This window comes from Candidatus Steffania adelgidicola (genome assembly GCF_020541225.1).
Classification (GTDB): domain Bacteria; phylum Pseudomonadota; class Gammaproteobacteria; order Enterobacterales; family Enterobacteriaceae; genus Steffania; species Steffania adelgidicola.
Map to the genome: position 1 here is coordinate 492,886 of NZ_CP045889.1, position 13,730 is coordinate 506,615.

At 37.3% G+C, this 13,730-nt stretch carries 8 protein-coding genes; 5 read left to right on the forward strand and 3 right to left on the reverse strand.

Annotated elements, in window-relative coordinates:
- The first annotated feature begins 2,410 nt into the window (after positions 1–2,410).
- The 5 genes from tolB to dapE all read left to right on the forward strand — a co-directional run bounded on the left by tolB (position 2,411) and on the right by dapE (position 6,809).
- Positions 2,411–3,706: a Tol-Pal system beta propeller repeat protein TolB gene (gene tolB / locus GFK82_RS01260; RefSeq protein WP_226811118.1), complete on the forward strand. Its 1,296-nt coding sequence runs from the start codon at positions 2,411–2,413 to the stop codon at positions 3,704–3,706.
- 30 nt (positions 3,707–3,736) lie between these two features.
- Entirely contained in the window at positions 3,737–3,958 is a 222-nt protein-coding gene (locus GFK82_RS01265) for a hypothetical protein (RefSeq protein ID WP_226811119.1), read from the forward strand.
- Positions 3,948–4,154, forward strand: coding sequence for an OmpA family protein (locus GFK82_RS01270; RefSeq protein ID WP_226811120.1), 207 nt, complete (start codon positions 3,948–3,950; stop codon positions 4,152–4,154). Before GFK82_RS01265 ends, GFK82_RS01270 begins: the two co-directional genes overlap by 11 nt.
- A 105-nt stretch (positions 4,155–4,259) precedes the next feature.
- Positions 4,260–4,733 (forward strand): YbgF trimerization domain-containing protein, encoded by a 474-nt coding sequence (locus tag GFK82_RS01275; RefSeq protein ID WP_226811121.1) that lies wholly within the window; start codon positions 4,260–4,262, stop codon positions 4,731–4,733.
- Between the two features lie 948 nt (positions 4,734–5,681).
- Positions 5,682–6,809, forward strand: coding sequence for a succinyl-diaminopimelate desuccinylase (dapE, locus tag GFK82_RS01280; protein ID WP_226811122.1), 1,128 nt, complete (start codon positions 5,682–5,684; stop codon positions 6,807–6,809).
- A 731-nt stretch (positions 6,810–7,540) separates the two neighbouring features.
- On the opposite strand, the gene sbcB is transcribed toward dapE, so the two are convergent.
- The 3 genes from sbcB to rsmB all read right to left on the reverse strand — a co-directional run bounded on the left by sbcB (position 7,541) and on the right by rsmB (position 12,674).
- On the reverse strand, positions 7,541–8,965 hold the full coding sequence (gene sbcB / locus GFK82_RS01285) for an exodeoxyribonuclease I (protein WP_226811123.1): 1,425 nt from the start codon (positions 8,963–8,965) through the stop codon (positions 7,541–7,543).
- A 997-nt stretch (positions 8,966–9,962) separates the two neighbouring features.
- Entirely contained in the window at positions 9,963–11,339 is a 1,377-nt protein-coding gene (gene trkA / locus GFK82_RS01290) for a Trk system potassium transporter TrkA (RefSeq protein WP_226811124.1), read from the reverse strand.
- A gap of 33 nt (positions 11,340–11,372) precedes the next feature.
- On the reverse strand, positions 11,373–12,674 hold the full coding sequence (rsmB, locus tag GFK82_RS01295; protein ID WP_226811125.1) for a 16S rRNA (cytosine(967)-C(5))-methyltransferase RsmB: 1,302 nt from the start codon (positions 12,672–12,674) through the stop codon (positions 11,373–11,375).
- Between the last annotated feature and the right edge of the window lie 1,056 nt (positions 12,675–13,730).

Here is a 13,730-nt window from a genome sequence, read left to right on the forward strand (position 1 = left end):
CATGCCGATTTTTTTGTACAAATTAGTTTTAAAATTCTCCGAGTAGGCTAAGTAAAAAATCCGCTCTGATTTTGTTGAGGCATGAAAGACTAAAAAATATCCATATCTTATATGGTGTAAATTGACTGTGTTGGATCTTTATCCTGATTTTCGAAAATCAGCAGGTAATGGTAGTGAATTAGCCTCCTAAATGTGTATTTTTTACTGATGTTATAAGCGCTACCGTTCGAATTAATAAGAGATTAATGCTGTTATCACAAACATATTAAGTGATTGATGAGTGTATTATTGTCACTGGTGATCCGAATGTTTTCTGGCTTGTCTATCTATTGTAAATCGAGATTTAAGTGTAGTCATAACCTAGAATAGAAAAATTATTATAATATTCTCTGTAAATCATGTAATAATACATGAGAAAGACTAATTGAAGTCACCTAATGTCACCATTAGGTAACGTATAGCTAATCTAGATATTACAGTGATAACTGAAAAAAAAAGAAAAGATAACGCCTTCCGAAGAAGGCAAAGTCTCTCAATCTAAAAGTAGTCGAGATCGAAAATATCCTTATGGTAATTAAGCGTTAAAAAGGACATGGGAGTAGAACATTACTTTTTTCTCTGCTGGGGAATCTATTCGAAATAAAAGCGAAATCCTCTTTCAATTTTATTTCTATGAAGATTTCATTACTTATTCGAAATTCTAATGAATAGTTTCCGGTCAGATAGATAGCTGTATTAGCTATAGATAGATAGCTGTATTAGCTATATAGCTATATATTTTTCAGCTAATTAAATTTGCTATTTGTATAGCGGGTCTCACCAGTAAATGAGTGGATAATTTTAAATTATTCGCTAATGGTAACTTGTCTGAAAGTTACTATGCCTATTTTAATAGGCGACAAAACTGTATTTTGGGATAATTGTCCAGCGTAGTAGTATTTTGATATCGAGAATGCTTAAACAAGCATTCTTTGAGGTTATCTGTTGTTCTGAGATTGCATTATGCTGCTTTATGTTGTTGGGATAGAAAACGTGCTGCTATAGCGTGATCACGTTTCTCTTTCTTTCATCAAGAGAATGGTTAGCTATCTAAAGTGTTAGTAGAAAGAGCCTCGCATGGCGCGGTAGCCTTAAAAAGGCTACCGCTTCTAGCGTTTAAAACCTAAATTTCTCGATTAGATTATACATTGTGTGTGTCGATCTATTAAGTATAATAAGGTATTAAAAATTCTTTCTTTAAAGAAAGCCCCCCCCCTGAAAATGTATCTGGAACATGGATGTTTACATATTGATTGATAGTAATATCATCTGATTCAGCGTTATTGACGGAGTCATAGTATTAAACCGTTCTATCCCTATATTAATTTTTATAGGCATCATACCGATGATTGCTTATGGCGTTAAGGAAAAATTTTTTCAAGGCTATCTATTGAGATATCCTGAGTAACAATGAGAATCTACTTGTTATCATCGTGTTGTCAGACATGGGTAAATCTAGTCTTAAAAGACTATTATTTAAGTCAGGGGTCAGCCAATCTAAAGAAGTGTTGTATATCATGCGAATATGATACAGTTAAGAGTAATTACTATTTCATTAGGTCAGATATGGAGTGAATCGAGCCAATAACTCAGCTTACTGAGGTTTAGCTTATACAGTATATTATTTATTTCTTAAATAGTTTATAACATTTATTGCATTAAAGGGCACATATATAGAATATATACTATAAAGAGTCATTATTCTATTAATGCACATTAACATCTTTTAATGTTTGTATTGACTTGAAAAGTCGTTTATCTCCAAGAAGAGAATAGCACACACGAAAGCCAACAATGATCACAGTAATACTTAGTTTCCAGGCTATAGTTTACTAATATAACTGTTAGTACAATATGGCTGTTCTCAATAAAAAGCACAGTATAAATGATATTTCACGGTTAAACTACTTGTTAAGAACATGCTCACCGTCAATTGTATGTGAGGCAAGTAACTGTAATACAAAGTATAACAATACTATTTTTTACAGAAATAAATAATATCATCGTTCATCATTAAAATGATACATGGTGAATTTTGTAATCTTTTAAATGTATTTTCAAGAAGTTAACTTTATGTATTAATTACATATATCGCCTGATACGATGTGGTATTCGGTGAGTTTTGACTTGATAGAACTGACGATTATTATCAGTCGCCTAGCCAGAAAATACAGTAAGCTATAAGAAGGTAACATTCAAGCGAAACTGAAACGCAGTGCATCATAGTTTGATGTGGTAATTATAAAACGCTCTGTTTTAGATTGAAGATTTTGTATAATGGTTGAAAATTGAAGAGGTAATGTGCTTTCACCAGATATATGTACTAATTTTAAATAGCGACGGGTACTCTGGTGGTGTACCGGGAGATACAATGAACCAGGTATTTCGACTATCCTTGGGTATTTTTCTGTCATGGGCATATGTATCATATGCAGGAGTGAGCATACAGATCAATCAAGAGGCATATTCGGCGCAGCCGATCGGGGTTGTTCCGTTTAAATGGGGTGGGTCCGGTGCTCCACCCCAAGATATCGCTGGAATTATAGCTGCTGATCTACGTAATAGTGGTAAATTCAAGCCTCTCGATAAGTCTCATCTACCTCAATATCCAACCACTGCATCGGAAGTAACGCCTCTTGCCTGGTCAGGAATTGGCATCAACGCTGTAGTTGTGGGGAAAATATGGCCAAGCGCCGATGACAGCTATGTCCTTTCTTACCAATTGGTAGATACTTTTCATAATCCTGGCATCGTTTTGTCGGAAAATCAGTTCAAAGTTTCAGGAAAATGGCTGCGTTATGCTACACATGGCGTCAGTGATGAAACTTTTGAAAAACTTATCGGAATTCAAGGTGCGTTTCGTACCCGTATTGCCTACGTGGTCCATACCAGTAGTAGTATGTATCCATACGAACTTCGCGTATCAGATTATGACGGTTGGAATCAAATTCCAGTGCATCGTTCGCCACGACTTCTAATGTCGCCTGCCTGGTCTCCTGATGCCAGTAAACTTGCATATGTTACGTTTGAAAGCGGTCATAGTGCGCTTGTGATCCAAACATTGGATAGCACCGCTATTCGTCAGGTTGCAAGTTTTCCTCAGCATAACGGCGCGCCTGCATTTTCACCAGATGGCAGTAAGTTAGCGTTTGTGTTATCAAAGACCGGCAGTTTGAATTTATATATAATGGATCTGTTATCCAATCAGATTAGTGCACTAACCGACAGTCGTAGCAATAATACCGAACCAACCTGGTTTCCTGACAGTCAGACGTTAGCGTATACTTCTGACCAAGGTGGGTCTCCACAAATTTATAAAATTAATATCAATGTCGGTGTTCCACAACGTCTGTCCTGGACAGGGACCCACAATCAGAATGCAAATGTTAGCGCAGATGGAAAGTTTTTAGTTATGGTTAGCCGTAATAACAGCATACAGCACATCGCTAAATTAAATTTAATAACAGGAACTGTACAGGTATTAACGGATACGTTCATGGATGACACCCCTAGTATCGCTCCTAATGGTAGCATGATTATCTACAGTGCTACACAAAAAGGGACAACTTGTATATTACATTTAGTCTCGGCTAATGGGGATTTTAAAGCACATTTTCCAGTCATTCATGAATCAGTTAAGTTTCCTGCGTGGTCGCCGTATCTATAATATACGTGTGAATATGTAAGGAAGAGAAAGATGCCAGTCAATAAAGGGTTCAAAGAGATTTTCTTGAGCATGACATTAATCATGATCGGTGGATGTAGTTTACATCAACATACTAATAATGCATACATACCAGGTATGGGGGCAAAAATAAACATAGAGAATCTCCACAACAGTATCTCGCCGGAAAAGCAGGTAACTCCGGAGATGCAAAATCTTCAGCGAAATAATGTTGTTTACTTCGATGTGGATTAGTATAATACTAGCCTTACCCTTTTATAAAAGGCTTAACGCTCATGCCAGTTTTTTACGTAGGAATTCATCACAAAAAGTAGTTATTGAAGGTTATATAGATCAAAACGAGACACCGGAATATAATATTGCTCTATGTGAGTGCCGTGCTGATGCCGTGAAGATATATCTTCAGAGTAAGGGTGCCGCTGCTAAGTAGATCTTTATTGTATCTTACGGTAATGATCAACCCATTTCATTTTATCGCGATAAATTAGCTAATACCAAAAACCGTCGCGTTATACTGGTCTATTAAGAGTCTTTCATGAGTAAGAATTTTACAGTTTATTTCTTCAGTCTGTTATTATTAGTTAGCCCCCCCCTCCAAAAGTCTGCTGCGGCGAATGTGATAATTAGTAATATTAGCTTCAATTCGCTAGAAGATCGAGTTACTCAACTCGAGCGTATTGCTAATGCGCATAGGCAACTACTAATTCAGATATATCAGCAGTACCGAAATCAGCAGCATGATGTCGATTTACTTCGAGGTCAGATTCAGGAAAATCAACACCGGTTATTTCAACTGCTTGAGCAGCAAAAACAGCTCTATCAAAAGATAGATGGTCTCTCAAATCAAATTCCGGCTGCTATTTTCACGGACCATAAGTCTAAAGCGATCTGTTTATCAAGAAAGTTGGCTGGAAGTCAGGATAAGGTGACTGCTATGAACACTGGCGTTAATATAGATTATAACCAAGGGGGGGGTAGTGTAGCAGCGCTACTGAAAAAAGTTTTCTAAAATCTTATCTCACACAATGTTATTTATTAGTTAAGGTTGCTTACTTGTTATCAAGTTACAAAAAGATAATTCAACTAGGTTTTACTCTAGTGATAAATGAAAATCATTGGAAAGATACAGCTTAGTGGATTTGTTCATATCCCAGATAATGAACAGTATCCTGACACTTTGAATAAAGTCACTATTATGGCTATAACAAGTTAAATTCATTTAAAAATAACCTACTTATTTTCTGCAATCCTAATTTTATTACTTCTGCTTCATTAGCAGAAACTTCTAGCTATTTAAGCGATTTTATCGTGTAGATTACTTGAATCAATACATCCTAGGCTAGAGAATGTAAGAAAACGTTGATGCTCCAGTATTTGGAGTAGTTTATCCATTTCCGATAATTAAGGATGAAGCGGAGAGAGAGTTATTTTTTTATCATATCGAACAATGATTTATCTAGTTTATAAAGCATGATAACTTTAATGATCGGTTTGGATTCACAAAGGCGCATTGATTGATGTTGAAATAAATTATAAGGAAAAATAATATTTAGATTTAGGACTTGTAAGATTTTTTCTTGTGAACATTGAATTATTTATAGTCTAGCGTATATTTTCTACAGTTCGCTTAACAGCGAATTATATAGTTTTCAGTATTGCTTAAGGAAATAATATTAAAGCGTGTTACCCTAAAGTAGGTATGACATCAGTCTTTATTCTTCCTAGGTTTTTAGGCGAATTCTAACACTTACTAGTACCAGTTTGGAAAACTAAAGTATTCAGAAGTGCATTGAATACTAACAATATCTATAAAAAATGGAGTTCAGGTGGGTTAAGGTTAGTGCTTTTCTAGGCAGCTGTCATTAATAGTCTATGACTATCATTGGTTACAGATAACCATTTTTATTAAAATTCTCTCTACAAAAATATTATCTTTTTGCCATCAGCGAGGTCTAAAATGTTTTGTCCTGTCTTAGCACTAGCAAAGCAGTTAATAAAATGTCCCTCTCTGAGCCCTGAGGACGCCGGATGCCAGGTGATAATAATGGCGCGCCTAGAAGCTTTGGGGTTTACAATTGAACCAATGCCATTTGGCGATACTCTTAATTTTTGGGCATGGCGTGGCGAAGGTCGTACACTAGTCTTTGCTGGACATACGGATGTAGTACCTCCTGGTGATATCGGTTGTTGGGATAACCCACCGTTTCAACCAAGCTTGCACAATGGTATGCTGTATGGGCGTGGCGCCGCGGATATGAAGGGATCTTTAGCCTCGATGGTTATTGCCGCTGAACGCTTTGTTTCTTTACATCATCATCATCAGGGTCGGTTAGCGTTTCTCATTACCTCTGATGAGGAAGCAAACGCGCAAAACGGCACGGTTAAAGTAATAGAATTGCTTATAGAACGTCAAGAACGTCTGGATTATTGTCTTGTAGGTGAACCATCTAGTAGTGCCCAGCTTGGGGATGTTATCAAAAATGGTCGGCGAGGTTCGCTAAGCGCGCATCTAATTGTGCAAGGGATACAAGGTCACATTGCTTATCCAGATCTAGCGGAGAATCCGGTACATGGCGCGATGAATGCGCTAAAAGAATTAATAGATACTCGTTGGGATAAGGGTAACGATTTTTTCCCACCTACTACGATGCAAATTACCAATATCCATGCTGGTAGCGGGAGTAACAATATCAGCCCTGGTGAGTTGCTAGTGCAATTTAATTTTCGTTTCAATACTGAGCTGACAGACAGGATTATCCGTCATCGAGTAGAGACTATTATACAGAAGTACGAGTTACGCTATCGGATCCGGTGGTCGTTATCTGGCCAACCGTTCCTAACCGAAAGCGGTGCTTTAGCAGAAGCAGCCGTGCGAGCGGTAAAGCAATATCAGAACATTATACCACGTCTTGAAACTACCGGCGGTACCTCTGACGGTCGGTTCATTTCCCGACTGAGTAAGCAAGTAGTAGAGCTGGGACCAGTAAATACTACTATTCATAAAGTGAATGAATGCGTAAGAGTGACTGATCTTCAGCTACTGAGTCGAATGTATCAGAGAATTATGGAGCAATTGATTTTATGATATATACCTGGATACCTCATTACTTACATTGAGAAAAATTTATTTTTTTAGAAACAGATCATCAATTACAGATAGAAGAAGTGGAGATATTGCAGCCATTTTAGCTCTTTCAGCCATGGCAACCATTGTAGCAAATACTATTACTTTAAATATTTGTTATATAACAGTACTATTAGTACTCGTGACTATGATTGTTTATGGTAAATCACGATTGTACATCTATTAATTGTAATAGATCAGCGTATGCCTATCTAAGGCAACTGCCTTGCACGGTTTATTATTTTGAAATTAATCAATGAATCGAATGTTTTTATTTACGATACGACTCGCTGTGTTTAAGAATGACTTCAGTGGTATTGTTAACTTCAAATATTTTTCTGATTTCAAGGATCTGATTAAGCTAATTGTTATCTACAATAGGCGACTCGTAATAAATATATGATCTTTAAAATTGGGTTATATGGTGATTATATCACTACATATCTAAAAGGAACGTTACGTTCATTGGAAAAAGAATAAAATAGTTTATTAAGAATTTTTTTTGGGGTTAAGCATATGCATCCTTAAAAGTTCACGTTTATGTGGAAAATAGCCTATGACATGTTAGAAATTGCTTCTCTATATAGAAGCTAGATTAGACATAGATTAAGTACAAATAGAGATAAGCGAAAAGTAAAACAGAGATCTTTTGTAATACACTAGTACATGATTTTTGATTTTCTTTCCTGTTTCTATATCTGACAATATTCACAAAGTGCGTCTAGTAACTGTATTTTTTGCGTATTTCCTTGATGCATTAAGGAGAGCTCCTTTATTTTCTGTAGATAACCGTCTAGACGCGCTTTATTAAAATAGATATTACGATGTTCTAACCAGCGTAGTGCCTCATCATGATTTAACGTGTGCTTGAAATTTCGTGCGCGATAGCGAAAAAGTAATAGATTTAAGCGAGGATCTATAAAGCTTATATTTAATGTCTGTAAACTTTCCGGATTGGTAGAGAGAATAATATTCATAGTAGCCCGATCGCTTTCACTGAAAAATCCATCATATAGCTGGGTATCGACGTTGTCTGAAGGCGTAAAAACAGTTGTCTTTTCGGAAAACACAGCTACTATTTTTTTTCTGAGTTCTGGCCGTTTGCGTAACCAGGTCAAATTATCCAGGCATCGTTTCCGATGGATACCCAGTCGTTCGGCATCAATCGGGCGTAGCGTATTGGCGGGTGCCAGCACTGGACATTTATTGAGGTACACGATCTTTAATGGTACTGAAGTATTTTTATACAGCGCGTGTTTCTTTGTATAGAGCCGATTACGTAGAGCATCACTATCGAGCTCCTCAAGAAGCTGTATATTACCGCTTAGATCGCAGACGATAAGCGCATTAGGGTTGTAAGGATGCCAGGCTAAAGGCGCAATCCAGGCAGTATTTCCTCGCGCCGCGCCAAACATACCTGAAATATGTACCAATGGTGTCATTGTTTCAAGAGGAGCGATAAGTCTTTTTAACTCTCTCTTACCGCGGTAATGGTAGAGGAAATTAAATAGATTCGGTTGCATTTTATAGATTAGTTTTCCTATTTCGAGAGTAGCATAAACATCGGCCATCGCATCATGGGCATTCGAATGTTCAATACCATTTGCATGAGTGAGATCTTGAAGACGGAAACTGGGTAGACCTTCTTCATTTATTGGCCATGAGATTCCCTCAGGGCGCAAGGCGTAGCAGGCACGCATGACATCCAGCAGATCCCATCGGGAATTACCCTGTTTCCAGCTCCAGCCGTATGGATCATAAAAATTGCGATAAAATAAATTACGGCTAACTTCATCATCGAAGTTGATATTGTTGTAACCTAAAATACAAGTGTCTGGCATGTTAAACATTTTATAAATACGCCGGGCGAACTCCACCTCTGATATACCATCACTTAACGCTTTTTGGGGTGTAATCCCAGTAATTAACACTGCTTCTGGATCTGGCAAATAATCGTCAGCCGGATGACATAAAAAGTTTGTTGGTTCCTCTAGAATTCTAAACTGGCTATCGGTGCGAATAGCTGAGAATTGCGCTGGCCAGTCAAGGGCAGGATGTTTACCAAAGGTTTCGTAATCGTGTACTAGAAATGTAGGTCGCTTGAGTGGATCAGGCATGGTTTAGTTCTTTTTTTTAAGATGGTGGGTTATTTTAGAGGTTATTATGAACATATACAGTCTACATTTAAAGTCATTGATAATATTAGGTACTCATAGTACCTAATATAAGTAATTTACAATTATTAGCTAATATCACCAAGTGATTTAAGGGTTATGATGAATTTTTACAAAGAACAGAGTTACTATATTTAAACGGATATCTTTTTTACTTTCCATTTATACTTAATGTCTTTCAGATTTTTAAAATGATATAAGTACTGTACTATCACGAGTCGTGAATCAGGTTATTTTTTAGCATTATGGATAGTTATATATCATCTGATGATAATATCGTTGATTATAAACAGGGTTTATTTTGATATTTTAAGAAAAAATATCTTTACTCTATTATTACTGATCATTGTACAATTATTACAAATAATACTAATATTTAATTATTGTTAATTTAATATGAATTAAACGATTCAGCTAATGAGCGATGGAAATCAGGTCATGGTTACTTAAGGATAAGCGTTAGAACTTCCATGCTATTATTCTTCGGTTGGAACAGATTGTGTTTATTCTACTTAGGTAGAGAAACAGGTGGTTTTGTTTGTGGCCATATATGTCGTTTACCAAAAAGATATCTTTCTTATAGAAAATACTGCATAAAGATGTAATCAAAATTTTATTTTGAATAAAAAAATCCGATTCTATTAGTATAGTTTTAGGATCTGTTGGTCTCGAATTCAGCATCCACTTGAACTTCTTAAAGTTAATCCTAACGTTTTACAATTTTACAATAAGCTTAATAACATTAGTTTTTAAAGCTAAAGTGGTTTTACTGGAAAAGTATCTAGTTTTATAAAAAATACTAACTCGACTACTCGATGACCATGATTCTATACATAGAATAAAGTATGATAAAATCATATATGTTTTTATTGTTATAAACAAATTAAATTTAAAGAAAGAAGGAGCGATCTATTTCGAATAGATTGGTTTTATGTCACTGCTAAAAGAAGAAGGGACTGGGTTGGAAAAGGCGTTCTAGATCATTGATAAACTTTTTATCAGTGAGGAATATGATCACATGATCACCCTCTTCAATCCGGCTGGTTCGGTTGACGATAATAACCTCATCTCCGCGAACAATAGCACCAATAATGGCACCAGGTGGTAGCTTAATAGCCTCAATGTGACGGCCAACTACTCGTGAAGTGTTTTTATCGCCATGAGCTATAGTTTCAATTGCTTCTGCTATTCCGCCTCGCAATGAGGAAACAGTGACGATATCCGCTTTGCGGACATGTCCTAGCAGCGATGAAATCGTAGCCTGCTGGGGGGAAATGGTGATATCGATTACACTGCCTTGAACAAGATCCACATATGCGCGTCGTTGAATTAGTACTAATACTTTTTTTGCCCCCATGCGCTTAGCTAACATAGCGGACATAATATTGGCTTCATCGTCATTAGTAAGGGCGATAAAGACATCAATCTGCTCAATATGCTCCTGTGCTAACAGCTCCTGATCTGAGGCATCACCGTAAAAAACAATAGTATTATGCAATTGTTCCGCTAGTTCAACAGCGCGTTCTTGAATACGTTCTATTAGTTTCACATTATAATTCTTTTCTAGTCGATACGCCAAACCAGCACCGATGTTGCCACCGCCAACGATCATAATGCGGTGATAAGGTTTCTCTAGTCTCTGCATTTCACTAATAACTGCACGGATATGCTGGGAAGCGACGACGAAGAAAACTTCATCATCTGCCTCGATAATCGTTGATCCCTGCGGGCGAATTGGTTTGTTTTGACGAAAAATAGCCGCCACTCGGGTCTCGATATGTGGCATATGCGCCTTGAGCGAAGAAAGGGCATTCCCAACTAGCAACCCGCCATAATAGGCTTTAACAGCCACTAGGCTAACTTTGCTTTTAGAAAAATTTACTATCTGAATGGCACCAGGATATTCAATTAGTTTATTGATATTATCAATGACTAGCTGTTCAGGTGAGATCAAATGATCAATGGGAACAGCTTCCGGCGAAAATAGCCACTCAGCTTCTCGACCATACTCCTGAGATCGGATGCGGGCGATACGGTTTGGCGTTTTAAATAGCGTATAGGCTATCTGACAGGCAATCATATTGGTTTCATCGGAGTTTGTTACGGCTACTAGCATATCGGCATCTTCCGCTCCGGCATCGCGCAGGACCCGCGGGTGAGATCCGTATCCCTGGATCGCACGTAGATCAAACTTATCCTGTAACTGGCGCAACTGCTCCGCGTCGGTATCGACAATCGTAATATCATTATTCTCCCCGACAAGATTTTCCGCAAGCGTACCACCGACTTGCCCTGCACCAAGAATGATGATTTTCATAAATGAATCCTTATTTTTAGGAATAGCGCATCTCTAATGGGATAAAATCCCTTTTATCATTTTTGCATAAAAGAAACCATCACCCGATGTTGGTGAAGGTAAGTATTGTAAGCCGGGTGAAATCGCATCGCCTGTTTCATGTACTTTGGCATCAGGATGCGTAGAAAGAAAATCCTTGATTTGAAAGTAGTTTTCTTCTGGTAAAATAGAACAAGTGGCGTATAGCAATGTTCCACCGAGCTTAAGAATTTCCCAGGTAGCACATAAAATTTGGTATTGTACTTCGGCTAATGCAGTAATATCCCGATCGCATCGCAACCATTTAATATCCGGATGCCGCCGGATGACGCCGGTTGAGGAGCATGGTACATCCAGTAGGATACGGTCAAAAATGGTATTCTCTCGCCAGTCATTCGGTGATAGTCCGTCTCCTATTAGAACCTTCGCAGTCATCCCTAGTCGCTGCAGATTCTTATGGATATCTGTAATCCGTTTCGCATTTAGATCCACTGCGGTAACCTGCGCTGTAGGGGCGATCTCTAGAATGTGAGTGGTTTTTCCTCCGGGAGCTGCGCAGAGATCAAGAATGATCTCGCCGTTTTGGGGTTGTAGAAGTAAAGCAGCTCTCTGTGCTGATGCATCCTGCACTGTTATATCACCCTGATAAAAACCAGGTAGTTTGCTAACATTGCATGGTGTTTTTAGCCTGATAGCGTCCGGTAGTTTCGGGTGTGCAACAGCTTCGATATTCTTATTGGCAAGCAATATCAGGTAAGCGTTACGGGTGAAGTGCCGACGATTAACTCGCAGCCACATTGGAGGTCGTTGATTATTAGCATGGATTATCTGTGCGTGGTGTATCGGCCAGGCAGCTAAAATTCGTTTTTTCAGCCAGGATGGGTGAAAATGACAGATTTCTAGTTTCGTAGCTTTGGTTAACAAGAAAATTTGCTTTCGCTGGAACTGCCGTAACACTCCGTTAATCAATCCTTTTAGCTGAGGTTGTTGTAGTGAGACCACACCTTCTACCGTCTCTGCAAGAACGGCGTAAGGAGGAATACGAGTATACATTAACTGATATAATCCAACCATGAGGAGGTGATGAAGTGTCCTCTGTTTACCAGTCAGTGCTTTTTTCATTAGCTGCTGTAAGATCCATTCTAACAGCGGTAAGACCCGCATAATACCAAAGCACAATTCTTGTAGTAGCGCGCGGTCTTTTTTGTTTAAGGCTGTTTTCAGCACCGGTAATAAGACGCTAAGAGATTGCTTATTATCCAGGACTTCTGTCACCGTTTTAGCGGTGGTAACGCGAAGATTATCGTATGTTTTCATAGTAGACCAGAGAGGGGGTAAGATTTTTGCTATATAATTTAAAGGTTAACATTACTATCTAACCTTATGTTAATGGAAACTTGTTTAGTATCACCATCAATACAATTTAATAGTCTTTATCAAGTTTATTTATGTTCTAATATATTATATCATTTCATATGGTTTAAGATCATTACTAGAGAAATGCTGCTGTTTTTATTATCGAGTGAGACTCAGATAGATTGAGAACAGAGTGTTTTTGTAAAAATAGATATTTCTTTTTATTTTTCTACCTCTTTAGGATTGGTATCTGGTGAATATGCCTTAATGATGATGTCAGGGACCCAATGTTAATAATAACTTATTAAATATTCTATCTCTTGTGGAAAGAGGGATATTTTATTATGTTCAGACAGTTTTTAGAGAAAACCGGGATAAAAATTATACTTTTTAAGTATTTTTAGAATTGATAATTGAAATAAAGTGTGCTGTTAGAAAGAGGGAGTTAGGTCAACATTGATAACAATTTTAAAGAAGAGAAAATAAAACCGTCTACAGGACGACTATAACACTCAATTAAGACGGAACGATATTATTTAATAAAGAAGTAATATTCTCTATCCTTTGTAAAATTGCTAAAACAGATACTTAAAATGGTCATGATTGATATAATCAACAGATTGTTGGTCAGTGGAGCAGCAAAAGAAGTTAAAAATATCCTGTAAATCACAAACACTCTAGTGCTCTGTTTATATCCCATTATCAAAATTCAATCCTTTTCTTTTCAAGAAAAAATAAGATAACTCAAGCTAATTATAAGACAGATATCCGGGTAGAAATATTGCGTGAGATCTTGCGTAGAAAATTATTGAAGCGATATATTTCAAATGGGAAAAGTGGGGACGGTATAGTATTGTTCCCGTAAAAGTCCAAGATAAGTAGACCCTAGGTTACCAATAATAATTGGTAGAATCTGATTTAGAGTGTGGTGATTATAGAACAGTGAACAATCATTGATAAATCTTCACTCACGCTTCAAGAAAGGGACGAATCTGCGAGATGTTTATCGATTGTAGT